Genomic DNA, 26,290 nt, shown 5'->3' on the forward strand with positions numbered 1-26,290 from the left:
GAGCCTTTGGGGCTTGCTTGAGCCGTGTGCGGTGAAAGCTGCTTGCACGGTTCTGAGGGGGCGGGGACATAGTAATACGTCCCCGCTACCCGACTCATCATCGGCAAGGACGGGCAGTCGGCCATCGGCACACTGGTCGAGCGCGCCACCCGCTACGTCATGCTCCTGCATCTGCCCGGTGACCATGGTGCCGAGAGCGTCCGGGACGCGCTGTTCACCACGGTCGAGACCCTTCCCTCCCACCTCAAGCGGTCCCTGACCTGGGACCAGGGAAGCGAAATGGGCGCTCACGGCGCGTTCACCGTCGCCACAGGCATCCCGGTCTACTTCTGCGACCCGGCCAGCCCCTGGCAGCGCGGCTCCAACGAAAACACCAACGGCCTGCTGCGGCAGTACTTTCCCAAGGGCACCGACCTATCCACCCACACCCGCGAGCACCTGGCCGCCGTGGCCGTCGAGCTCAACGGCCGCCCACGCAAAACGCTCGGCTGGGAAACCCCAGCCGAGCGCCTGCATAAACTGCTCACGGCCTGATCAACACGACCATGTGTTGCGACGACCCCTAGAAAACACCGTGGGGTGCGGGCCTCCTGACGCCGTCCGGGGGGAGCCGGACGATCAGCCGCGCAGGCGTGTCCAGAGATCGCGTTCCTCGTCGGATGGCGGGCTGCGGGGGACGACCCGCTCGGGGTGGCCGGGTGGCGGGCCGCTCAGCGGGCCGGGGTGCACGCCGGCACGCGCCTGGGAATCCGGGGGCTCCGGCGACCGAAGCGGGTTCCGGGGGTCTTCTGGGGCGGGCAGGGCTTCCGGGGCGGGGTCCTGGGCGTACGGGTGCGTCAGTAGCGGGTATTCGGCGGTGTAGTGCCCGAAGATGCCCGCGGTGGCGATGAAACCGCGTGCCAGGTCGTGCCAGAGCAGACGCATCGCCCGCCATGTCCTGCCGCCGCGGGGAGGGCGCCGCCGGCCCCTCCCCCATGGCGGCCCAGCCATCAGCCGACGGTCTTGCCGGACCGCGCGCGACGCGTGTCGTTGAGATGGTTGACCACGTACTGGGCGTCGTCCTTGACCCACCAGATGAGCCCGGAGCCGTACGAGAACTGGCACTGGAGACCCAGGAAGTACATGCCGGGTACGTCGGTGACACCGTGGTCCTGGAGCGGCACGCCGTGCTCGTTCAGTGCCGGAAAGCCAATCCAGCTGAAGTCGTAGCGGAAGCCCGTCGCCCAGACCACCGCGTCGACCTCGGTCTCGGTGCCTTCCTCGAAGCGGATCGTACGGCCTTCGGCTGCGACGGTGCGTCCGGCGAGCGTGAACCCGTGCCGCTTGGACAGCGTCTTGAGGCTGGGGCCGACCAATAGCGTCTTCTTGTGCAGCCGGTCCCTCTCGCCGGTCAGCGGCTTCTTGATGATGCCGAGTTTGTCGCCCCACCAGTGAATGCCGATGCCGAGGAAACGGCGTCCGAAGTGCGGCAGCGGGGAGCCCTGCGACAGCGTGACCCGGTGGGTCTTCGCGAGTTCCGTGGCGATCTGGGCTCCCGAGTTGGCGGCGCCGACCACCACGACACGACTGCCGGGAATCTGCTTCGGATTACGGTAGTCGCCGGTGTGCACCTGAAAGACCTCTGCGCCGATCTTCTTCGATACCGGCGGAACATTACCCAGCCGCTGTGCGCCGGTGGCGATGACCACGTGTTCGGCCTCGAAGGAGCCCTGGCTCGTCTCTATGAGGAATCCTCCGCCGGGACGTTTGTCGAGGCCGGTGACCTCGGTTCGGAGGCGAACCTGCAGCTTGTTGATTCGGGCGAACTCTTCGAGATAGTCGGCCATTTCGTTTTTGTCGGGGAACCGGCCGCGCCGCCCCGGGAAACGCAGACCCGGAAGTTCGCAGTACTGGGCGATCGTGAACAGCTCCAGCGAATCCCAGCGATTTCGCCATGCGTCGCCCACCCGCGATTCCCCGTCCAGAATCAGATGGGGTATGCCGGCCTTGGCCAAGTAATAGGCGGTGACGAGACCCGTCTGGCCTCCACCGATGACGATCACCTCTGCGCGTTCCGCCATGATCCGGATTCCTCCTAGGGGAGCGGCCGTTGGAGGGTGAGCGTAATGATGCCTGTGGTGAATTCCTGCTCAAGACTGCGCATCGGCAGCGGGCATGCGTACGGGCGGGCACCCGGCCCGCCCGTACGCCTTGCGTCGATGCCGTGTCAGGCCTCCCCCGCCTCCTCCGTTCGCCGCACGCCTTCCGGGGCCCCGGCGGCCCCTTCGGCGGCCTGTGGGGCCGGTGCCGCGTCGGCGTCGTCCGCCCCCGGTTGCGGCTTCTTCTTCCGGCGCATCATGCTCGGCATGGCACGCACCGGGACCTCCTTGAGGAACAGTGTGGCCACGAACCCGATCAGCACGATGAACGTCGCCGTCAGGAACACCGTGTGCAGCGCGTCGGCGAGCTGAGCGGGCGGCACCGAGTCGGCCGCGGTGGCGTCCCTGCCGAGCTGCAGGGAGAGGATCGAGCCCATCAGGGCGAGGGACACCGGGCCGGCGATCATCCGCCAGAACTGCATCTGGCTGGTGCCGACTCCGATCATCTCCTTCGCGACGGCGCTCTGCACCACGATCGTCGCCATCGGGAACGAGATGCCGATGCCGATGCCCAGCAGGATCATCGCGACCACCGTGGATCCGCGTCCGCTGCCCGTGTCGACGGTCGAGAGCAGGAACAGACCGCCCGCGATCAGAGCCATCGCGAGGGCGCCGAGGATCCGGTAGCGGGGGACGGCCGTGATCGCCTTGCTCGCGATCGGCGGGACGATCATCAGGGCGAACATCATCGGGCTCAGCAGGCTGCCCGCGAACGTGGCGCTGGATCCGAGTACGCCCTGCATCAGCAGCGGTACGTAGAAGATCGCTCCCATCATCGCGAACGCGGTGAAGAACGACATGACCGCCAGCACCGAGAACTGGTTGCCGCGGAAGAGCGACAGCGGCACGATCGCGTGCTCCGCGCGATTTTCGGCCAGGAAGAAGCCCAGCAGCATCACGGCTCCGCCGATGAGCAGGATCAGCACCTCGGCTGATGTCCAGGCATGGCCGTCACCCGCCAGGCTCAGCCCGATCAGGATCGGCACCAGGCCGGCGATCAGCAGCGCCACTCCGAGGAAGTCGATGTCGCGCCAGCTGAACCGGGACTTCACGTACGGCACCCCGGCCAGGATCGCGAGCACGGAGAGCAGCAGGATCGGAACATTGATGTAGAACACCCAGCGCCAGTCCAGGTTGTCGGTGATGACACCGCCGACGGGCGGTCCGATCACCATGCTCAGTCCGGCCACGCTGAAGAAGATCCCCTGGGTCTGCGCCCTTCGCTCCGGCGTGTAGATGTCGGCAACCACGGTGTAGATGTTGGCCATCAGGATGCCCGCGAACAGGCCCTGCGCAGCCCGGTAGATCACCAGCTGGGTCATGGACTGCGCGGCGCCGCACAGAAAGGACGTGGCCAGGAACCCGACCAGGCCCGTGAGCAGGAAGGGTTTGCGACCGAAGAGGTCACCGAGCTTTCCGGCGATGGGCAGGATCACCGCCGCCGCCACCGAATAGCCGACGCCCACCCAGGAGTAGAGCCGGAGCCCACCCAAGTCTTCGGTGATCTTGGGCATGGCCGCGCCGACCACGGACAGGTCAATTGATGTCAGTGCCAGCGCCAGCAAAACGCCGACGGTCGCGATCACTCTATTTCGCGGTAATACTGCCTCGGGTCCTTCAGGCTGAGGGACAACCACCGTCCGTACCTCCTCGATTATCTCACTCTGATTCGCGTTGGTGAGGATGTCGGTCCAACTGAACTGTGTCAATGCCAAGTTGAGCGCCGCTACCACTCAAAATTGAGCAGCAGGCACACAAACAGGCGTCCTACGTTCACTTCATGACCGACATCGCCGAAGTGCCGCCGACGGTCCCGCAGCTCATCCTTGAACGCGCGAAGGAGAAACCGGACCATATCGCCCTTGTTGTCGACGGAGTCGACTCCCTGGCGTACGGGGAATGGATACGCGCCTCCGGTGCACTCGCCCATCGGCTGAAAGCCGTCGGTGTGCGGCCGGGTGACCGGGTCGGGCTGTACTACGCGGAAAGCGACTGGATCGGGTACGCCGTCGGCCATGTCGCCGTGTACCTTGCGGGCGGCACGGCGATCGCGCTGACCGGACGGCTCGGGACCACGGAGATCCGGCGCCGGCTGGCGTACTGCGGAGCCTCCGGAGTGCTGCACGGGGCCGGGAGTGAGCCACCGGACGGTGCGTGGTGGGTCGAGCCGGGGTACGAACGCGGTGCGCCGGCCGCTGCCGAGTTGTCGGAGCGCTCGACATCGTCGCAGTTCCCGGACCTGGCTGAGATTCTGCCGCCCGCGGTGACGAGCGACGAGCTGTCGGACATCCTCTACACCTCGGGCACGACGGGTGACGCCAAGCCGGTCGCCGTCAGCCATGCCAATCTGACGTACCCGACGTTCGCGTGGGGACATCTCTTCCAGGACGTCGGCAGCATTCTGTGCGCCGTTCCGCTGGGCACCAACGCGGGCCACAATGCGCTCATTCTGGCGCTGACCACGGACTCGACCATCCATGTGCTGGGCCGGTCGGATCCGGAGAGCATCGCCGCCGGCATCGCCGGACCGAGGCTGGAACTGGCGGTGCTGCCGCCCTCCACCGCCATCCAACTGCTGGCCGACGGTGTGCTGGACACCCATGATCTGACCTGTCTGACGATGCTGATGTTCGGCTCGGCCAGCGTGCCGCTCGGCATGGTGAACAAGCTGTCGCAGGCACTGCCCGACACCCGGATGATCATCGGCTACGGATCCACCGAAGTCTCCCCCGCGCTCACCTCTCTGATCACGGACCCCTGGAACGAACACAAGGACCCGGAGTACTTCCGCAGGCCGGAACTGGCCACGGTCGGTGAGCCCCGGCGGGAGACCGGGGTGAAGATCGTGGATGCGGAGGGCTCCCCCCTGCCGCCCGGGCAGGTCGGAGAGATCTGTCTGTCGTCCCCCGCGCCGCCCCGTTCCTACTACCGTGATCCCAACGCCTCCGCCCGGGTGTTCCAGGACGGATGGACGCACATGGGCGATGTCGGCTCTCTCGACGCGGACGGGATACTGACCCTTCACGACCGGGCCGCCGACGTCGTCACCCGCGAGGGACGCACATTCACCTCGCTGCGTGCCGAGAACGAGTTGTACTGGCATCCCGATGTGAGGGAGGCCGCCGTGTTCGGCGCGCCCGGTCCGGACGGGCGGACGCTGCTGGTGGCCGCCGTGCGGATGCGGTCCGGCGGGCCCGACGGGTCCGCCGACGGTCTGCGGGACTTCCTCGCGCAGCGGCTGCCCTCGGACGAGCTGCCCGACCGGATCGTCGCCGTGGACGAACTGCCGCACGGGCCGATCGGCAAGGTGCTCAAGCGGGAGCTGCGCCGAACACGACGCTGGTACTGATCCCTCCGAAGCCGAAACTGTTGGACAGGGCGTGCCGCAACGGCACGCCCTTCGCCGTGGGTCCGACGAAGCGGTGTGAGGCGTCCACCGGACTCGTCAGGCCCACCGTGGGGTGGACGAAGGAGTCCCGCAGCTGGATCACGGTGGCCACGGCCTCCACCACACCGGCCGCCGACAGGCAGTGTCCGGTCAAGGCCTTCGTCGCGTTCACCCAGGGGCCCCGAGGCCCGAACACCTTGCGCAGCGCCTGGAGTTCGGCCGCGTCCCCGAGCGGCGCGCCGGTCCCGTGTGCGTTCACGTAGTCGATGTCGGCGGGCGACAGGCCGGCCCGTTCGATGGCCGCCTCCATCGCGTCCGCCTCACCGTCCGCCGAGGGGTCCGCCAGCCGGTTGGCATCGAGCCGCTGGGCGTATCCGCTCAGTTCGGCGAGCGGTGGCGCACCCCGTCGACGCGCCGACTCCTCCGATTCCAGCACCAGCACCGCGCACCCCTCGCCCGGTACGAACCCCCGGTGCCCGGTGTCGAACGGTGCCCCGAATCCCGTCGAGGCCGCGTCCCCGGCCGCGGCAGCGGCAGCGCGCAGATTGCAGTAGCTGCGCAGCTCCATGGGCGACAGTTCGGTCAGTGCCCCGACGACGAGACAGACGTCCAGCGCCCCGCACTCGATCAGCCGGGCGCCCTGAATGATCGCCACATTGCCGCTGGCCGACGCCCCGCCGACGGTGAATCCTTCGCCACGGATGCCCAGCAGCTGGCTGAGCGTCCCGACGTGGTCGGTGTCCTGATAGTGCAGGGCGAAGGTCGGTGGCAGATATGCCGGGTCACGTTCGAAGCGGTGCCGCTGGCGCCATGCGTAGCCGCCGTTGAGGTTGGATCCGGCCACCACGACTCCGGTACGCGCCGGGGGCGCGGGAGCCTCGTCCAGGGCGGCGGAGAGCCAGCCCTGCAGCGCCGCGACCGTGGCGACCTGAATGTTGTACGGGGAGCGTGCCACGCTGCGCCGTGCGGAGTCGAGCAGCGTGGCGGACAGGCCCTCGCAGCCGGCCAGTGCGTCCGCCAGTGCGAATCCGTCGATCACGGCGCTCCGGTCGGGCCACCCGGCTTCGTCCCGGGCGCCGGTTTCACGGCGGGTGATGCCGGAGTGGCCGGCGCGCAGGGCACCGGTGAACCCGGCCGGGTCCCGGCCCGCGGCGCAGAGCACGCCGAGGCCGGTCACCCAGGTCCGTAACGAGGCGGGGCTCACCGGTGTTTCCGCATCAGTGCGGCGACCTGGCCCAGCGTCAGGGTGCGTTCGAACTCGTCGAGCGGCACGACGACGCCGAGGTCCTCCATGACCAGGGCGAGTATCTCCGCCCTGTCGATGCTGTTGCAGCCCGCTGCGGCGAGGCTGCTGTCGGCGGACAGCGGTGCGCCGTCGCCGGTGGTCGGCACCACCTCTGCGGCGCGCCGCCGGATGGTGGCGAGGATGTGTTCGTCGTCGGTCTGGGACAGGTCGGTCATCGTCTGCTCCCGTCGGTCGGTTCTCCGGTCTGTTCTCCGATGTGCTGTACGGCGCGGTGGGTGGCGAAGAATTCGGTGAGGATCTCGTTGACCCGGCCGGGGCTGGTGAGTCCGGGGAAGTGCCCGGCGTCGGGAATCTCCACGAGTTCGCTGTCTCTGATCAGCCGGTGCAGGAGCGACACGGTTCCGACCGGGACGACCGTGTCGTAGCGGCCGTGGATGAGCAGCGTGGGCGTACTGATGTCCGCCAGCCTGTCCTGCGTTCCGGCGTGCCCTGCGAAGGCGTCGAGATAGCGCATGCCGGTGTGCGGGTCCATGCTCTCGCTGCGCAGCAGCGTGGCCAGCAGGTCGTCGCGGGCGTCCGCCAGTCGGTGCGAGCCGCTGCCCGCGATCGCGGCGTCCAGGTCCTCCGCCGCGACCCTTGCCAGTTTCTCGACGCCGCCGGGGCGGTTGGCGAACCGGTGGGAGCTGGAGATCAGGGTGAGACCGGCGGCGCGTTCGGGATGGGCGAGTACGAAGCTCTGTGCCTGGAGGCCGCCGAACGAGGCGCCGACGACGTGCACCGGGCCGGTGATGCCCAGCTCGTCCAGGACGTGCCGGTGCAGGGCCGACACCTCTTCCAGGCCGAGGCCGCCGCTCACCCGGGTGCGGCCCACTCCGGGACGGTGCACCGCCACCACCCGGTGGCGGTCGCTCAGCCCACGGAACTGCTCCACGAACAGGCCCGCGCCGAGATTGAACGGTGGCATCAGCAGCACGGCGGGGCCCCGGCCCCTCACGAACACCTCGGCCTCGCCGCCCGGCACGGGGACCATCCGTACCTCCACGTCGGGCGCCGCCTCGCGCAGCACCTGGAGGTTGGGGTTGCTCACGGTCCCGGCAGCCGGTGCCGGGCGGGTGTGGGGGTCGGGGCAGGCTTCCGCGGAATCCTGGGTGCCGAGGCGGTAGCGGGCCTGGGGGGCGCGTACCCGATCGCCGGTGCCGTCGGCCGCGGCCAGGACGATCGGCTCGGCGGGGTCGGCCAGGAACGTGGCGACCCGGTCCGCGACGGTGTCCGTCTCGGTGTCGGTGAGGCCGACCGGAACGGCGAGCCGCACCAGCTGGGCCTCGGGACCGCCGCCCAGGTGCGGCCCGCCGCGCACACCCGTCTCACGGTAGAGCGTGGCCAGGAACGACGGTACGGGCTCGGGGAGTTCCGCGTACGGCGCCAGCCGGCCGACGTCGAGGACGACGCAGTGTCCGGCCGCGGGTCCGCTCAGCGGGGCATCGGCGTCGTGGAGGTGTTCCCACAACGTGGCGGTGTGCCGCATCCGCTCGGCGACCCGGTCGGCCGCCCAGTCGAGATCGTTCGCGGCGACCGCCAGGGCACGGCGGCCCCACGCGTGCAGTTGCGGTCCGTGGCCGGCCCGTTCGCCGTCCAGCCGGTCGGTGAGTTCGGACAGGTTCGTGGCGAGGAGCCCGCCGGAGTCGATACCGAAGTCCTTCGGCATGCTGAGGGTGACCACGTCCGCGGTGGCCAGCAGGTCACGTACCGCGTCCCACACATCACCGTCCGGACCGCCCGTTTCGTCGGAGGTGACCCGGAAGGCGTTCTCCACGATCCGCGTCGCGTCGATGACGAGGGGGATGTCGCCGCCGAGGGTCCGGCGGACCTCGGTGAGGTTGCCCAAGGAGATCGGGTGGCCGCCTCCCGCGTTGTTGCCCGCTTCCAGGCAGACGAAAGAGACGGGTGTCGGGGACGTGTCGAGCGCCGTGCGCAGCGCGGTGAGATCCACGTCGGAGCGGAAGGGCTGCCGCGGTGTGTCCGGCCGGGCCAGTTCCACCGGCCGGAATCCGTTCCCGGCCAGGCTGTACAGCCAGGTCGGGAAGACCCCGTCATGCAGGATGGTGCCGCGCTCGCCGGGCCACAGCCTGCAGAGCAGCGCTTCGGCTGCCCGGCCGGACGGTGTGGCGACGATCCGTTTGAAGGGCAGCCACGGTGCACCGCATTCCTCGATGTCCTGGCGCCGGCTGAACGACCTGGCGGTGATGTCGGCCATCCGCCGGGTGACCGAGGGGTGGTCGCGCTCCGCCCACGAGTCGGTGATCAGATCGAAGGGGACCTGGGCGGCCGGCAGCAGTACGGGGTTGTATCCGCAGGCCACCAGCTGCTGTGTACGGCCCGCGACGGTGTCGACGGCAAGAGGCACGGGTTCCGTCCGGGGTGTCTGGACGGTTTCCGGGGCCGGGCTCGATTGCTTGCCCGGTGCCCTGGCCGGGGTCTTGCTCCGGGCCTCGTCCGGGGTCTGGCCCCGGGCCCGGTTGGGGGCCTTGGTCCGGGCCGGGGCGTGTGGCGGTGTGTGCGCCGGGGTGAGGACCACTCGGCCCCCTGCCCGTCGCGGCTCCGTCCTCGCGGCCGCCGCGGTCACCGGGGCCGGTGTGCGCGGCGCGGCGGGTTCGGGCACGGTGAACCAGTGTGCGGTACGGATGAACGGAACTCCGGGCAGAGGTGTACGGCCCGGAACCACGGTCCACAACTCCTCCCAGGCAATCTGTGCCCCGGCAGTCCAGGCCGCCGCCAGTGCGTGCGGATCGCCGGGCCCCGGAACGGCTTCCGGCACCGGGGTGACGGACGGTTCGGGCACCGGGCCGGTGGCCAGCTCCGCAAGGGCGCGCAGGAGCTGGTCCCGATCGGCGGCGACCACTGCGCGGCGGACGCGGAACACCGTACGGCCCGTCTGAAGCGTGTACGCCACCCGGGAGAGCGGCGCGGACGGTTCACGCCCGATGCTGTCCGCCAGCCGGGCGGCGTACTCACGCAGCGTTTCGCCGTCCGGTGCGGACAGCGGGAACACCTGGGGGAGCTCGTCCTGTTCGGTGGGGTGCGCGTGGTCGTACCCCTGCACGACGACATGCGCGTTGCTGCCGCCGAAGCCGAAGGAACTCACCCCCGCCCTGCGCAGCGCACGGTCTCCGTCCGGCACGCCTTCCCAGCGCTCGGCCCGCTCCAGCAGCCGCAGCGGCGAGCCGTCAAGCCGCAGATAGGGGTTGACGGTGTCCAGGTGCAGATTGCCCGGGAGCCATCTGTGCCGCAGGCACAGCAGCACCTTCAGGAGCCCGGCCATGCCCGAAGCGGCTTCAAGATGGCCGATGTTGGTCTTGACCGCGCCCACTGCCACATGGGGGGTGGCGGGCACGGGCAGTCCGTTTTCCTCGTACAGCTCGGTGAACGCCTTCTTCATCCCCTCGATCTCGATCGGGTCGCCCAGCCGGGTACCGGTGCCGTGACTCTCCAGATAGGTGACGGTGCGCGGGTCGACGCCCGCACGGCGGTACGCGCTCACCAGGACCCGGGCCTGTGCCTCCGGGTCGGGGGCGGTGAGCGAGGCGGTACGACCGCAGTGGTTGACGGCGCTTCCCTTGATCACCGCGTGGATGTGGTCCCCGTCCTCCACCGCCCGCCGCAGCGGCTTCAGCAGCACGGCGCCCACGCCCTCACCCCGCACATATCCGTCGGCGGCGGCGTCGAAGGTCTTGCAGCGGCCGTCGGGGCTGAGCATCTCCGCCCGGACGAATGCCTTGAACAGCGAAGGGCTGAGTACCGCGTTGACCCCCCCGGCGACGGCCATCGTGCATTCGCCGTCCGCGAGCGCGCGGACGGCGCGGTGCAGCGCCACCAGGGAACTGGAACAGGCCGTGTCCACGGCCTCGCTGGGGCCACGCAGATCGAACCGGTGGGACACCCGGTTGGCGAGCACGGAGTGCGCGATGCCGGTCGCCATATGTGCCTGAACGGGAATGGCATGGCTGGTCATCAGGTCGTCGTAGTCCGAGGTGGCGACCCCCACGAAGAGTCCGGTGTCGGTACCGGCCAGCTGGTCGGGGCGGTAGCCGGCGTCCTCGAAGACGCTCCAGGCGGTCTCCAGGAACAGTCTCTGCTGCGGGTCCATCAGCGCCGCCTCGCGCGGCGAGATACGGAATCGGGTGGCGTCGAACCGATCGATGCCGGCGAGGAACCCTCCGCGCTGAGCGGCGATTTCGGGGTCGCCGCTCAGATCGGCGCGGTCCTCGGGGACGGGGCCCGTGAGATCGTCACCGGCGATCAGACGCCGGAAGAAGGCGTCGGGATCGTCGGCTCCGGGCATCCGGCCTGCCATGCCGATGACGGCGATGTCCGTGTCGGTGATGCGCGTGTCGGTGATGTCCGTGTCGGTGATGCGCGTATCTGCGGCGTCTGTATCTGTTGCCTCCGTATCTGTGGCCTCCGTATCGGCGACGCCTGCGCCTGCGATCTCGGGGCGGGTGTCTTCCCGTGCGGTGTCGGAGCCGGTGGTGGGAGTGATGTCCGGGCCGGCCCCGTGTTCCTCCACCAGGTAGCGGGCGAACAACCCCAGCGTGGGATTCTCGAACAGCACGGTCGGCAGCAGATCGAGCCCGTACGCCTCGTTGACCTGGATGACCAGCTCCGTCAGGGACAGGGAGTCGAAGCCGAGCTCCATCAGGTCGACGTCGGTGTCCACCTCGCGCTCGTCCACCAGCAGGAACGCGGCGGCCAGTGTCCGTACCGTCCGTTCCACATCCGGCAGCGCTTCGGTCACCGTGGCGGCGGCCCGTTGCGGGGCGGGCTCCTCCCCCGGTGCCGCCCGCTCGACAACCATGACCCGGCTGTCGGGCAGTGTCAGCGCGCGGGTGAACGCGCGCAGTCCGGCCTCCGGGGGCATCGGGACCATCCCCCACAGACGCTCGAAGAGGCGTCGGGTCGCGGCGTCCACGCTCATGCCGCCGCCGTCCCAGAGCGGCCAGCCGATCGCCAGGGTCCGGCCCGGCCGCTCACCCGCCCGGCGGCGCCCCTCGCGTTCCTCCGCGAAGGCGTCGAGATAGGCGTTGGCGAACGCGTAGTCCGCCTGCCCCAGATTGCCGGACACCCCGGCCACCGAGGAGAACAGGACGAAATGGTCGAGAGGTTCGTCCCGGGTGGCCTCGTCGAGATGCACGGCTCCGTACACCTTGGGGGCCACGACCTCCGCGATCTCCGCCCGTGACTTCTCCGCGGCCCTGCGGTCCCTGGTGATCCCGGCGGCGTGCAATACGCCGCGCAGGGGACCGTACAGCCTCGTGACCGTGCCGATCAGCTCGTCGACCTCATGGCGGGAGGTCACATCCGCACGGTGGTAGCGGATCCGCGCTCCCGGACCCGCGAGTGCGTCGAGCCGGGCGGTCCGTGCCGGGTCCAGTGCGCTTCGGCCGGCCAGCACGACGGTGACCGGCCACTGTGCCAGGTATTCGGCGAAGCGCAGACCGATTTCGCCCGCGCCGCCGGTGATCAGATACGTTCCGGCCGGGTGCAGTCCCGGGCCGTCGGCGGGGATCCGCTCCGCCATGTGCAGCCGACGCCGCTCGCCATGCTCGTAGGTGACCGTATCGGCGGACTCGGCGGGTTCACGGAGGAATTCCGCGACGATCCGATCGGCGGCCGGGGAGGGCCCGTCGCCCGCGTACAGCCGGGTCGCTCGCAGCCCGCCGTGTTCCAGGGCCAGTGCGGCCAGTGCGCCGGACACCGCCGCGTAGGCGGGCGTGGGCTGTGTGTGGCCGAACACGACCCGCAGTCGCCGGCCCGAACCGGCGGCCAGCACCGCGGCGGTCAGGGACAGGACGTTGTGCAGTCCGGCATCGAGTTGCTCGGGCAGGGTTCCGGGGCCTGCGACATACACCAGGCCGTCCGGCAGCTGCTCCTCGGCGGCGAGGGCGCGCGCCCAGGCGCTCCGTTCCTCGGCGCTCTCCCCCGGGCCGGTGATCGGGCACGTGCCACCGGCGTCGCGGATCGCGGCCTCCACCCCTTCCACGGTCTCCGACGCTCCGGAGCCGGCGCCGAGCACCAGTACCCGGCCGGGCGCGCGGGGGGTGCCGGTCAGGTGCTCCGGGCGCCACTCGGGCACCAGGTACTGCGTCGTGCCCGGCGGGTTTCCGGCGGACGGCATCTCGACCTGTTCGGTCGCGGCCGCGTCGGACGGCGTGGGAGTGGGAGAGGGGGTGAGGGTCGGGGAGGTCGTCCCGGTGTCCGTCCAGTGCCGGGTGCGTTCGAACGGGTACGTCGGGTACGGGATCCGGCCCGGCGGTGCGGGCCACAGTTCGCGCCAGTCCGGTCGGCCGCCGGACGCCCAGTATCCGGCCAGCACGGTGAGATCGCGGGTGCCGGCCGGGGGTGCGGCCGACGGGCCCGCGGACGCGCGGACAAGTCCCGGCGCGTCCTCACCGCGGGCGAACGCGGCCAGCCGTGCGGCGAGTTCCGGCACATCCGCCGACAGTACGGCGACGCGTTCGGCCATGTCCCGGCGTCCGGTCTGGCTGGTCCAGCACAGGGCGTCGAGTCGCGCGTGCGTGCCGGGCCCGGTCAGGAACTCCGCGATCCGGGCCGCGTGGGTGGCCAGCTGCCCCGGCGTACGGGCCGACAGCAGGAAGAGCTGTTCGCCGAGGTCGGTCGGGGCCGGGGTGGAGGTGGGTGCCGGAGGTTCTTCGAGAACCAGGTGCACATTCGCACCCCCGGCGCCGAACGAGCTGATCCCGGCGCGAAGGGGGGTTCCCGGTGCCGCCGGCTCCCAGTCGGTCAGCGTGCGGGGCAGGAAGAACGGGGTACCCGTCAAGGTGATCTTCGGATTGACGATGTCCAGGGACGCGCACGGCGCGAGTTTGCGGTGCCGCAGTTGCAGCAGCGTCTTTGTCAGGCCCGCGATGCCCGCGGCCCCCTCCAGATGGCCGATGTTGGCCTTGACCGAGCTGACTCCGCAGCTGCCGGGCACGGCGCCCGACTCCGAGAAGGCGCGGGCGAGGGCGGCGAATTCGATCGGGTCGCCGAGTTCGGTGCCGGTGCCGTGCGCCTCGATGTACGAGACGGTGCCCGGCTCGACGTCGGCCCGGCGCAGCGCGTCGGTGATCAGGGCGGCCTGGGCGTTCGGGTTCGGGACGGTGTAACCGCCGGTCTTTCCGCCCGCGTTGACGGATTCTCCCTTGATCACCGCCCAGATGTCGTCACCGTCCGCCATGGCTCGGTGCAAGGGCTTGAGCAGGACGGCGCCGACGCCCTCGCCCGGTACGAATCCGTCCGCCCGTTCGTCGAAGACCTTGGTGGCGCCGTCGGCGGACAGCATGTTCAGTCCCGACAGCGACACATGGTGGGACGGGTGCAGGATCAGGTTGACCCCACCGGCGATCGCTGTCTCGCATTCGCCGCGCCGCAGGCTTTCGCATGCCAGGTGGACCGCGGTGAGGGAGGAGGAGCAGGCGGAGTCGACCGCCATGCTGGGTCCGGTGAAGTCGAAGAAGTACGAGACCCGGTTGGCCACCGACCAGTAGGAGGAGTGGGCGCCGCTGAGCCGGCCCTCGTTCCAGAGGGTGGCGCCGAGCTGCCCGTAGGTGCCGTACATCAGGCCGGCGAACACCCCGGTGCGGGGTACCCGGGTGTGGGTGCCCAGGTGGCCGGTCTCTTCCAGCAGATTCCATACGGCCTCCAGGAAGAGCCGCTCCTGCGGGTCGATCGCCGCGGCGTCGCGCGCGAGGATTCCGAAGAAGGCGGGGTCGAAGCGGTCGACGTCCTCCAGGAAGCCGCCCCAGCGGCCGTAGGTGTGCTGCGGGGTGCCGCGCCGCGCGTCGAAGTGCGTGCGCCAGTCCCAGCGGTCTGCCGGCACATCGGTGACGCTGGTGGTTCCCGAGGCCAGGTTCTGCCAGAAGCTCCGCAGATCGGGGGCGCCCGGGTAGCGTCCACAGACGCCGATCACGGCGATGTCGCCGTCGCGCGCGGCAGTGCCTTCGTGCGCGGGCGGGGGCGCGGGCAGTGGCGCAGGCGGGGGTTGCTGTGGTGCCGAGGCCCGGAGGACCACTCCGAGACGATCCGCGTGTTCGCGTTCCAGGTGGGTGGCGAGCTGCTCGATGGTGAGGTTCTCGAACAGCAGGGTCGCGGGAAGTTCGCCGAGGTCCTGTGCGAACCGGTCGACGATGCGCAGGGTGACCAGGGAATCGATCCCGAAGGTCTCGAAGGTGGCCCGGTCATCGAGGTCCTCCGGCCGGGAGCCGAGCACCTCGCCGAAGACCTTCCGCACGTAGTCGGGCGTGGTCGGGGTGGTGACCGCTCGGTCCGCGAGCCCGGGGGCCGGGATCTCGGGCGCCAGGATCTTGGGTGCCGGGGTCTCGTGCGCCTGGATGGCGGGCGTGACGGGAGCGGGGGCCGTGGGCGGCCGTTCGGCGATGATCAGGCACTGCTCCAGGTCATGGGCCGGGACACCGGGGGCGCCTTCGGCCCGCACCTGGTGCAGACCGGCCTCCGTCAGGGCGTCGCGCCACTGGCCGGGGCTGAGCAGCGGTGCGCCGGGCAGTCTGCGCTGCTCGTCCTCGGCGGCCCACCAGTCGGGTGTGAGACCGAAGGTGACGGTCAGGTAGTCGGAGGCGCGGGTCACCTCGTTGATCAGCAGCAGTCCGCCGGGGCGCAGCAGGGACGCGGCGTGCCGCAGGTTGGTGGCGACGTCGACGGTGGCGTGCAGGACGTTGGCGGCAAGGACGACGTCCTGGCCACCCGGTTCGAATCCCTGTTCCGCCGGATCCCGGCCGATGTCGAGCGGCCGGAAGGAGACATGGTCGTCCCGGGTGCCGAATTCCGCTTCGCCGTGGCGCAGGAAGGCCGGGGAGATGTCGGTGTAGCAGTACGCGTAGTCCTGCCCGGTCGCCGCGCACGCGGCCAGCACCGTCGCGCTGCTGGCGCCGGTACCCGCGCCGATCTCCAGGACCCGCACCGGGCGGCCGGCTCCCGTCCGTACGGCGTCGGCGACCCGGTCGGCGAGCAGCCCGTTGACATGGTCCGCGATCGGCTGGCCCCGGTAGACGTCCTCGACGAGGGAGAGGCTGCCGTGCGGGAAGAGCACCTCCAGGTGTGCGCGGCTGCCGGTGAGTACGTCGGTGAGGGCGTCGGCGCAGGTCCGCAGCAGCTTGACGTGCGGGGCCATCTCCGGGTGTGCGGTCAGCAGACCGGTCACGTCGGGGACGACTGGTTTCTCGGTGCGCAACGGTACGACGTCGTCGTTGTCGATGATCAGGGCGCCGGAGCGGGCCAGTATCTCCAGGACGGCGCGCAGCAGTCGCCGGTGGTGCGGTGTGCCGGTGGTGAGGGCCATCAGGTCGGCCAGGGGTATCCGCCGGCCCGCCCGGTCCAGGCCGCCGAAGCCCGCCATGGCATGGCAGACCAGATCGCGGGCCAGGGCGTCCAGAGCGGTGAAGGCGGCCCGTGCGCTGTCCAGTCGTGGGTCGGTGGCGCCGGATCCGGCCGGGGGACGTGGCTCGGTGCCGCCGCCGGATCCGGCCGGGGCGCGTGTGGCCGTGGCCGGGCGGGAGGTGGGCGCTGGTGTGCCGATGCCGAACTGGGCGAGCCCCTGTGGTTCCGCCCGCAGGACCAGGGCCTGCGGCAGTCCGGCCGACAGAATCCGGGATACGGCGGCGAGCCCTTCGGAGGGCTCGATGGATCCTATGCCGAGCGTGGCGAGGCGGCGGGCGTAGCGTTCGTCGGCCACCACTCCGACGCCGCCCCAGTACCCCCAGTTGATGACGGAGACGGGGTGCCCGAGTCGACGCAGCCGGGTGGCGTAGGCGTCCTCGAACATGCTGGCCGCCGCGTAGTTGGCCTGGCCCGCGCTGTCGGTGAAGGAGACCGCGGAGGAGAAGTAGAGGAGGAAGTCGAGGGGCTGGTCGCTCAGCGCCTCGTACAGATTGCGCGCACCGTCGGTCTTGGGGCGGCGGACCTCGTCGAGGGTGGGCCGGTCCAGGTTGGCCACCGTACGGTCGCGGAGCACCAGCGCGCTGTGGAAGGCGCCGTGGACCGGGCCCCATTCGGCGCGTACCGCCGCCACGGCTGATCGCACTGCCGCCGCGTCGGCCAGATCGGCGCTGAAGTAGCGCGCCCGGCCGCCGAGTGCGCTCACCTCGTCCAGGAGTGAGCGGACCGCCGGGTCATCGGCCGGGCGTCTGCCGACCACCGCCAGGCGGGCCCGGCGGGTCGCTGCGAGATGGCGGCACAGTTGGCGGCCGATGCCACCGGTGCCTCCCGCGACCAGGTACACGCCGCCGTCCCGGTAGGGATCGGTGGTCTCGGCTGTCAGGCCGGCCGGGACTAGCCGCTGCACATAGCGCTCGGTGCCGCGCAGGGCGACGAGCCGGTCCTCACCCGGTTCGGCGAGGATCCGCCGGGCCAGTTCGGACGGGTCGCCCGCACAGGTGCCGATGTCCAGGCACCGCACCGACCAGTGCGGGTACTCGGCGGCCACCGCCCGGCAGAGGCCCTGGGCCTCGGCGGCGTGCGGGAGCCGGGCGGCGGGGTCCGTGTCGTCCTCCCCCGCCACCACCAGGGTGAGCCGGAGCGGGCGGTGCGCCTGCCGGGAGGCGGCGAGGGCGGTGAGGGCGTTCAGTACGGTCGGAGCCATGCCCTCGTCGGGTTCCTGACAGGCCACCACATACAGGGCGTCGCACTCCTTGGGCCCGGGGAGGGTCGGGACGCCGTCCGTGTCGGCCCTCAGCAGCACGGTGTCCCGGCCGGGGCAGCGTGCCACCAGCGCACGGGCCAGTTCGTCCGGTCCGCCCAGGTGGAGCACGGCGGCGCGGTCCACACCGGTCGGCGGCATGCGGTCCGGGAGCGGCTCGGGCCGCCACCGCGGAATGTGGATCATGCCGTCCAGCGGGTCGGCGGCCGGCGCTGCGAGCGGCCGGAGGGAGAAGCCGGTGACCTTCAGGTGTACGGTCCCCCGGGCATCCGCCAGCCGTACGGTGAATCCGTGCCGCTCCCGCAGGGCGTGCGCCGTCAGCGGTCCGGCGGGAAGGGGGCCGTTGACCCACACCTCCTGCGCGGAGAAGGGAACCGCGGGCCGGTCTCCCGGCAGCAGCACGGCGGCCGTCTGCAGGGCGGCGTCCAGCACGGCGGGGTGCAGCGGATAGGGGCCCGCCGGGCCGGCGGGTGCCGGGTCGAGGGTGGCGACGGCCTCGTCCGTGCCGAAACGGACGCCGTCGAGGAGACGGTAACGCGGGCCGTAGCCGACGCCGGCTGCGGCGAAGTCCGCGTACAGCCCGGCGGCGTCCACCGAGCGGTCGCAGCGACGCACCACCGCGTCGATGTCGAGGTGTTCCGCAGGGGTGCCGGCGGACAGGGGTGCGGCCAGGCAGGTGGCGTACTCCGTACCCGATCCGTCGTGGAGGGTGAACCGGCGCGCCGCCGGCCCCACCGGGGCGAGGGAGACGTGGAGTTCGCGCGGGGCGGAAATCCGGCAGGGCCGCAGCCACCGTACGGAGCTCAGCCGCAACGGCCCGGGGTCCGCTGCCGCGACGGCCATGGCGATGGCCGCCGCCCCGGGCAGGACCGGGTGTCCGGACACCCGGTGGCCGTCGGCCAGGGGGTCGTCGGGGCCGATGCGCCAGGAGGGCGTGCGGGTGTCCTGCGGGGTGGTGTGCGGACGGTCCGGCCAGTGGCGTTCACGGGCGAACGGGTAGGTCGGCAGGGCGATCCTGCGGGTCCCGGGCCGGGCGTGCAGCGCCTCCCAGCCGATCCGTTCGCCCCGGAGGTACGAGGCGGCGATCCGGTCGGGCGAGGCGTCGCCTGGCAGCGTGCCGGACGGCTCTGCGGGGTCGGCCGGAGCCATGCCGCGCAGATGGTCGGGACCAGGTGCGCCCGAGGCCGCGAGGCGCAGCGCGTGGCGCAGCCGGTCCACGCTGTCGACGGTGAACACCGCCCGTGCCCGAAGATGTCTGCGGCCGGTGGACAGGGTGCGGGCGAGGTCGGGCAGCCGGACGCCGGGGGCGGTGTCGAGGTGTGTGGCCAGGCGGGACAGGCTCGCGTCCAGAGCGGCGTCGGTGCGGGCCGAGACGGGGATGACGACGCGTTCCGCGGTGCGCGGCCGCGGGGCGGGCGGCCGGGCCGGGGCTTCGGCGACCAGGAGGTGACTGTTGGTGCCGCTGAAGCCGAAACTGCTGACCGCGGCGATCCGTTCGCCGCCGGCAGACGGCTGCCAGTCGGTCGGCTCGGTGACCGGGAAGAACGGGCTGCCCGCGAAGTCGATCTTGTCGTTGGGGCGGCCGAAGCCGGGCATGGGGGCGAGCCGGCCGTGCCGCAGGGACAGCAGCACCTTCAGCAGCGAGGCGATGCCGGCCGCCGTCGTGGTGTGGCCGATGTTCGCCTTCACCGAACCCAGACCGCAGAATCCGGTCCGGTCGGTGTCCGCCCGGAACGCCTCCGTCAGGGCCTTGACCTCGATCGGGTCGCCGAGCGGTGTACCGGTGCCGTGTGCCTCGACGTAACCGATGTCCTCGGCGCCGAGTCCGGCCCGACGCAGCACCGAGCGGATCAGCGCGGCCTGCGAAGCGGCGCTGGGGGCGGTGATGCCGTTGGTCTTGCCGTCCCCGTTGATACCGCCGGCGCGGATCACGGCATGCACCTGGTCGCCGTCGGCGAGCGCCGTGTCGAGGCGTTTCAGTACGACCACCCCGACCCCTTCGCCGAGGACGATGCCGTCGGCGTCGGCGTCGAACGGCGCGGAGCGGCCGGTCGGCGAGAGCATGCCGGTCTGGCTGGTGCGGATCAGCAGTTCGGGGGTGACCATGACGGCGACCCCACCGGCCAGTGCCGCTGTGCACTCACCGCGCCGGATGCTCTCGCAGGCGAGGTGGACCGCCACCAGGGAGGACGAGCAGGCCGTGTCGATGGCCAGGGTGGGGCCGGTGAGGTTCAGGAAGTACGCGATCCTGGCCGCGAGGATGGAGGGGGCATTGCCCAGGAACGCCTGTCCCGAGTCCCTGGACCCGCTGTCGGTGAGCAGCTGGGTGTAGTCGTTCGCCGCGCACCCGGCGAACACGCCGAAGGCCCGTTCGCCGCCGTCGCCCGCGTACCCGGCGTCTTCGAGGGCGCGGTAGGACTCCTGGAGGAAGAGCCGCTGCTGCGGGTCCATCGCGCGTGCTTCGAGCGGTGACAGGTGGAAGAACGCCGGGTCGAACTCGTCGACCCGGGCGAGCATGGCGGCCCACCGGCTGTAGGTCTTGCCCTCGGCGCCCCGGCGGGCGTCGAAGTCCGGTTCGCAGTCGAATCGTTCGGCGGGAATCTCACCGATGTCACTGCGCCCGCCTGCGAGGTTGTGCCAGAAGGCGTCGAGGTCGTCGGCGCCGGGGAAGCGCCCGGACATGCCGATGACGGCGATGTCGGAGGATCCGGTCGGATCCGTGGCGCCCGGGGATCCGGCCGGCTCCGGCCGGTCGGCGGGGGTGTGCCCGTCGAGGGTGCGGTCGGCGACGGTGCGGCCGTCGGAAGTGCGGTCGGTAACCGTGCGGCCGTCGGAAGTGCGGCCGTCGGAGATACGGCCGTCAGGGGCCGGGGTGGGTGCTGGGTGTGCGGGAGCGTCGGGGCCGGCCGGGGGTACGGCGGGCGCGGGCGGGTCGCCTTCGGGTTCCCGGGTGCCGCGCCCGAGTGGCGCCAGGGTGACGAGCGGGCCGGACGGGCCCGCTGCCCGAGTCGGCGCGGGCGGGTCCGCCTCCGGCGGGACCCGGCGCGGTGCCGGGGGCCGGATGTCCGGCCGCGGGTCGGGGAGTTCGCGCGGCGGCGGGGCGGCGGCGGATCCGGCCGACGGGGCCGTGGGGGATTGCTGAGGGGCCGTGGGAGCGGTCGCCGCGGCATGCAGGGAACGCTGCTCGTCGAGCGCCCCGGCCACCAGGCCGGTGAGGTCGGGCACGGTGGGGTGGTCGTAGACGGCGACGGAATCCAGGTCGAGCCCGTAGCGCTGGTTGAGGTCTCTGACCACCTCCACCGCGCCGACCGAGTCCAGGCCCATCTCGTTGAACGTCAGGGCGGTGTCGAGCTCTTTCGGCTCAAGGTAGAGCAGCGCGCCGAGCGCCTCACGCACCGCCTGTTCCACCTCGGCGGAGTCGACCGGTTCCGGGGCCTGCGGGAGGCGGCCGACGGCCGGCTGGCCGGCGCGGGGCGGTTCAGGGGCCGCGGGCGCTGCGCCGGATTCCTCGCGGGTGTGGTGCCGGGCGTGGATACGGTCCAGGGATTCCTCGCCGAGTACGTCCTGGTGCATGCGTACCTCACGGTCGATGATCTCGGGCAGCTCGGCCCGTACGCGACCGGCGAACTCCGCCTTGAGCGCACCGGACGCGACCGCCGGATGCCCGGCGATGGAGCGGGCCAGGTCGAGTGCGGCGGGCAGCACCTGCGCGGAGGGCAGCACGGTGACTCCCGCACCGCGCCGGCTCAGTTCGGCGCCGGGGTAGGAGCGCCCGGTCAGCAGCATTTCGTGGGCGAGCGTCCGGCCGAGCCGGTGCTCCAGGATGTAGGTGGCGCCCATGCCGGGCGTGAAGCCGTACTTCAGGAAATTGGCGCTGTAGGAGCTGTCCGCGCTCAGCAGGACGACGTCGGCGTACATGCCGAAGGTGAAGCCGCCACCCGCTGCGTGTCCTTGGAGCGCGGCGACGACCGGCTTGCGGCAGCCCGTCAGCGCCCCGTAGACCACGGGCTCGTCGGTGAAGCTGCCCTCGCCCCGGGCCAGTTCCTCCAGGGCTTCGGGGGTGGCACCCATGCTGAAGATGGTGTTGCTGCCGGTGATCACGACAGCGCGGATGTCGTCGCGGGTGTCGATCTCTGCGAAGGCGTCGGCCAGTTCACGCAACAACCGGTCGGTGAACATCGGCGCGCCGAGCACGACCAGGCCGACGCCGTGGTCGAGCAACCGCAGCTCCACACCACCGTTCCCGGCCGGCCGGTCGGGAGCCGTGCGGGGCGCGGCCGCCACGGGCGGTGCGACGGCCGCCGCGGCGTCCTGCCGGGACGGGTCGTGCGCGCGTTCCCAGGCGCCGAGCCAGCAGCGTTCCTCCTGGAACGGATAGCCGGGCAGCGGGATCCTCCGTACGTCGCCGGAGTCCCTCGGCGTGGCCGGGGCGTCTGCTGTCTCCCGCGCCTCCCGGTCCTCGCCGTCCAGGATCCGGGCCAGGGCGCGGCGGAGTTCCGCGAGGCTGTCCACCACGACCGAAGCGCGGCACACCATCGATGCCCTGCCCACGCGAAGGGTGTGGGCGAGGTCGGCGAGATAGCGGTCCTGATCGGTGCCGGGGAGGTCGAGGGAGGCGAGATGGCTGTCGAGCGCCCGCACCTGGTCGAGCAGCGCGTCCTCGGTGCGGGCCGACAGGGTCACCCGCTGCGGGCCGGCCGGGACGGCGGCGCGGGGTGTGGGCAGATGTTCCTCGACGACGGCATGGGCGTTGGCGCCACCGGCGCCGAAGGCGCTGATCACGGCCCGGCGCGGGGTGCCGTCGGGCACTGTCCAGTCGGTGGTGGTGCGCTGGACGCGGAAGGGTGAGCGGTCGAAGTCGATCTGCGGGTTGAGCGTTCCGGCGTGCAGCGAAGGCACCAGTGTGCGGTGTTTGAGCTGGAGCAGGACCTTGGTGAGGGCGGCGATTCCCGCCGCGCTCTCCAGATGCCCGATGTTCGACTTCACCGAGCCGATCGGGCAGTGCGCGGGCGCCCGGTCGCCGAATCCCCGGCCCAGCCCCTCGATCTCGATCGGGTCCCCGAGCGATGTCCCGGTGCCGTGTCCCTCCACATAGCCGACCGTGGCCGGGTCGATGCCGCTCGACGCGAGGGAGTGAGCGATCAGCTCCGCCTGGCCCGCCGGGCTGGGCACGGTGAAGCCGCTGGTACGGCCGCTGTGGTTGACACCGGTTCCCTTGATCACGGCGTAGATGTGGTCGCCGTCGGCACGGGCGCGGGACAGCGGTTTCAGCAGCACCGCGCCGACGCCTTCGCCCGGGACGTACCCGGTGCCGCCCTCACCGAAGCTGCGGCAGCGGCCGTCCTCGGACAGCCAGTGTCCCTGGGCGAGTTGGAGGTACTTCTGCGGATGGACCATGACGTTGACGCCGCCGGCCAGAGCCAGGGTCGACTCGCCGCGCCGGATGCTCTCGACCGCGAGGTGCAGGGCGGTCAGCGAGGACGAGCACGCGGTGTCGAGCGCGATGCTCGGCCCGCTCAGGTCAAGGGCGAAGGAGACCCGATTGGCGGCGGAGGAGTGCAGCGCGGTCGGCGCGACACCGCCGGCGCCACCGGTGACCAGTTGGTAGTGGTTCCACATGATGCCGAGGAAGACCCCGACGGTCTCTTCGCGCAGGGCGTCGGGCGGGTATCCGGCGTCCTCCAGGGTGTGCCAGGCGGTGGTGAGGAACAGCCGTTCCTGCGGATCCATCCATTCGGCTTCCTTGCGCGAGATGCCGAAGAACGCCGGATCGAAACGGTCGACGCTGCTGAGGAAGCCGCCCCAGCGTCCGTAGGTACGCCCGGGGCGTCCCTTCTCCGGGTCGTAGAGGGCCTCGTTGTCCCAGCGGTCGACGGGGATCTCGGTGACGGAGTCACGTCCGGAGCGGAGGTTGTCCCAGAAGGCGTCGAGGCTGTCGGCCTGCGGATAGCGTCCGGCGAGGCCGATGACGGCGATCTCGTCCGCCGCCGCGTCCCCGCCCCCGTCCTCGACGGGCCGGCCGGTGTCCATGGGCTCCGTCCGGTCGCGGGATGCCGGACGGGCCTTTGGCCGTGTGCGGTCGCCGGGCTCCGTGTGCTCCACGACGCGCAGCGCCGTGTCGATGCGTTCCGGTTCGCCGTGGCCGACCACGATCCTGCGTTCGCCGGTGGCGAGTGCGGACCACAGTGTCCGCAGTCCGTCGGCCGCCGGCATCGGGGACAGACCGAACTCCCCGCGGGCGCTCTCGATGGCCTCCGGGGGCACGCTCATCCCGCCGTCGGCCCAGTGCGGCCAGGCCACGGACAGGGTCCGGCCGGTGCGGTGGTTCGCGAAGTGGTCCATGAAGGAGTTGGCGTACGCATAGGTGCTCTGCCCCGGGCTCGGCACCACGGATGCGAGGGAGGAGAACGTGACGAACCAGTCCAGTTCGAGGTCCTCGGTGGCCGCGTCCAGGGCCAGCAGCCCGGCGGTCTTGGGGGCGAGCACCCGGTCGGTGCGTCCCGCTTCCTCACGGAAGAACACCCCGTCGTCGGCAGCCCCCGCACAGTGCAGGACCCGGTCGATCCGGCCGAACCGGGCGATGCCCTCGGCAACCGCGGCACGCACCTCGTCCTCCCGTGCCAGATCGGCCCGGACGTGGTGGACGCGGGCGCCGAGTCGCTTCCAGCCGTCGATCCGGCGGCGCAGACCGGCGTCCGCGGGGCGGCGGCCGAGGAGGAGCAGCCCGGCTCCGGGTTCGCGGGCCAGCCGCTCGGCGAGGAGCGTGGCGATCCCTCCGCCCGCGCCGGTGATCAGATAGACGGATGATGCCGGGCCCGGCGGATCCGCGTGCGCGGGGAGCGCGACACGGGTGTGACGCAGCACGTAAGGGCTGCCCTCCGCGTAACGCAGATGCGGCTCGTGCGGTCCTGAGATGCCGCCCGCCGCCACCGTGAGCAGGTCCTCCGCCCGTGCGGGCAGGTCCAGTTCGACGGCGCGGCAGCGTACTCGGGGGACCTCGGCGGTGAGTGTGCGGCACAGCGCGGCCAGGGCCGCGTACTGCGGCGGCGTGTCGTGTCCGGACCGGTAGATCTGGTGCACTCCGACCGGTGCGGGCAGCGGTCGCGAGGCGAGGACGGCGCAGAGCGCGCGCACGGTGTCGAACGCGTCGCGGTCCCCGCGCGCCGGATCGTCCGGCAGCAGCTGGACGAACGCAGCGGTGTCCGTGCCTTCGTCGGCCAGCCGGTCCAGGAGGGCGGTCCACTGGTCGCGGCTGCGCGGGTCGAGGCGGTAGGAGTCCGGGCCGTCCGCGGCAAAGCCGGGGCCTGTCCCGGCGACGATCAGCCGGAGCCCGGCGGGCATCCGGGCCCGCAGTCCGGCGGCGAGCTCGGGGGCGGCCCCCAGCAGCAGTACGTCCCCGGACGGTACCGGGTCCGGACCCGGGCCGGGATCCATCGGGTGCCAGACGGGGCGGCAGGCCACCACCGTGGGCTTCGGCGCACCGGGAACGGCCGCCGTCCCGGCCGGTTCGGCGGTCATCGTGGCGGCGGGTGTGGCGGGGGACGCGGCGGCAGGGGCGGGTTTCGGTCCCGTGGATCCCGTCGCGGCCGGGAGCTGCGGGTGGGTCTGCGCCAGGTGCCGGGCGAGTTCGTCGACCGTCCCGTACTCGAACAGCAGGGTGGGGTAGAGCCGTTCCCCGATGAGCTGCTCCAGATCCTGGCCGAGCTTCAGCAGCGCGACCGAGTCGAGGCCGAGTGTGTAGAAGCCGGTGCTTGTGTCGACCTCGTCGGCCGTCACGCCGAGCGCACCGGCCACCATGCCCCGCAGCAGCACGACATGGCCGTCATCGGAAGGGGCCGCGGGCGGCTCAGCCCCCGCCGGGCCAGCCTGCTCCGTGGCGGGGGCGTCGGCCGGACGCCGTACAGCCGCGGAAGCGGGGGCGGGAGCGGGGGCGGGGGCGGAAGCGGGGGCGGGAGCGGGAGCGGCGACGAGCGCCGTCACCTGTTCCGGATACCTGATCCGCTTGCAGGTGAGCCCGGTGAACTCGGCCACCGGGTAACCCTGTTCGTCGTAGATCAGACAGTCGCTGCTGACCAGCTGGCCGGATGCGGCAGCCGTTTCGGGGGCAGGCAGATACGCGTAACACCGGCCGCGCAGCCGGCGGTTCGCCCGGAACCGCTCGATGAACATCGGGATGAACGGATCGCCCGTGGAACCGGTCATCCCGAACGCGACGAGTGTGGCGGCGTCGAGCTTGGCCGGATGGAGGTGGAAGCCGTCCTCCAGCTCCTGTGAGCGCGGCGACAGGTTGAGCTCCGCCAGCAGATAGCCGGGCCCTTCCCACATGGCGCCCGAGCAGGTCATCGCCGGACCGTGCTGGATCTGCTCGGCGCGTGCCTGGGCGTACAGTTCGGCGAGATCACGCTGTTTCAAGGCCCCCACACGCAGGGCGTCGAGGTCCACTGCGGGAGCCGGTCCCGCTGTGGTCCAGGTGAGGCGGCCGGAGAAGTTGTCCCGCCAGGGCGGCGGGTCGTCCGGCACGGCCGCCCGGCTGCGGGCCGTGACGTCCCAGTCCCCGTCGGTCCGCTCGGTCAGGGTCACCCGGATGTCCCGGCCGGTTCCCGGGTCCGTGGCCACGGCCTCGGCGAAGACGATGTCGCGCAGTTCACAGCCGGCGCCGTCGAAGCCCTGGGCCTCGATGATCCGGTGGACGATGTCGAGGAATGCCGCACCCGGCAGGACGGACACCCCGTGCACCCGGTGGTCGCGCATGATGAAGTCGTCCGGCGCGAGGCGAAGGTCGCAGTTGATCGTCCGCTGAGCCATGTCCG

Annotated in this window: 7 protein-coding genes and 1 pseudogene; 2 read left to right on the top strand and 6 right to left on the bottom strand. The window is 71.5% G+C overall.

What is annotated here, in order from left to right; genetic code table 11:
- Nucleotides 1–93: 93 nt before the first annotated feature.
- A pseudogene (locus tag ACGFU7_RS21575) lies at nucleotides 94–534 on the top strand (IS30 family transposase); the annotation flags it as partial.
- Nucleotides 535–618: 84 nt separating this feature from the next.
- Here ACGFU7_RS21575 and ACGFU7_RS21580 read toward each other — a convergent pair.
- From ACGFU7_RS21580 to ACGFU7_RS21590, 3 genes are all read right to left on the bottom strand, one after another.
- Entirely contained in the window at nucleotides 619–924 is a 306-nt protein-coding gene (locus ACGFU7_RS21580; protein ID WP_393697623.1) for a DUF6059 family protein, read from the bottom strand.
- Nucleotides 925–989: 65 nt separating this feature from the next.
- Nucleotides 990–2,060 carry a flavin-containing monooxygenase gene (locus ACGFU7_RS21585; RefSeq protein ID WP_393697624.1) on the bottom strand — a complete coding sequence of 357 codons (1,071 nt, stop codon included), beginning with the start codon at nucleotides 2,058–2,060 and terminating at the stop codon, nucleotides 990–992.
- 146 nt (nucleotides 2,061–2,206) lie between these two features.
- On the bottom strand, nucleotides 2,207–3,871 hold the full coding sequence (locus tag ACGFU7_RS21590; protein WP_393697625.1) for an MFS transporter: 1,665 nt from the start codon (nucleotides 3,869–3,871) through the stop codon (nucleotides 2,207–2,209).
- A gap of 47 nt (nucleotides 3,872–3,918) precedes the next feature.
- On the opposite strand from ACGFU7_RS21590, the gene ACGFU7_RS21595 reads away from it, so the two are divergent.
- Complete coding sequence (locus ACGFU7_RS21595) at nucleotides 3,919–5,487, top strand: class I adenylate-forming enzyme family protein (RefSeq protein WP_393697626.1); 1,569 nt, start codon at nucleotides 3,919–3,921, stop codon at nucleotides 5,485–5,487.
- Here ACGFU7_RS21595 and ACGFU7_RS21600 read toward each other — a convergent pair.
- From ACGFU7_RS21600 to ACGFU7_RS21610, 3 genes are read right to left on the bottom strand one after another with little or no spacing between them, the layout of a single operon-like run.
- A complete protein-coding gene (locus tag ACGFU7_RS21600; protein WP_393697627.1) occupies nucleotides 5,450–6,730 on the bottom strand; it encodes a beta-ketoacyl synthase N-terminal-like domain-containing protein in 1,281 nt (426 codons plus the stop codon). The two genes, ACGFU7_RS21595 and ACGFU7_RS21600, sit on opposite strands and share 38 nt — an antisense overlap.
- On the bottom strand, nucleotides 6,727–6,987 hold the full coding sequence (locus ACGFU7_RS21605) for a phosphopantetheine-binding protein (RefSeq protein ID WP_393697628.1): 261 nt from the start codon (nucleotides 6,985–6,987) through the stop codon (nucleotides 6,727–6,729). Before ACGFU7_RS21605 ends, ACGFU7_RS21600 begins: the two co-directional genes overlap by 4 nt.
- On the bottom strand, nucleotides 6,984–26,285 hold the full coding sequence (locus ACGFU7_RS21610) for an SDR family NAD(P)-dependent oxidoreductase (protein WP_393697629.1): 19,302 nt from the start codon (nucleotides 26,283–26,285) through the stop codon (nucleotides 6,984–6,986). The genes ACGFU7_RS21605 and ACGFU7_RS21610 overlap by 4 nt, the downstream gene beginning before the upstream one ends.
- Between the last annotated feature and the right edge of the window lie 5 nt (nucleotides 26,286–26,290).

The organism is Streptomyces sp. NPDC048473 (assembly GCF_043200155.1).
Lineage (GTDB): Bacteria > Actinomycetota > Actinomycetes > Streptomycetales > Streptomycetaceae > Streptomyces.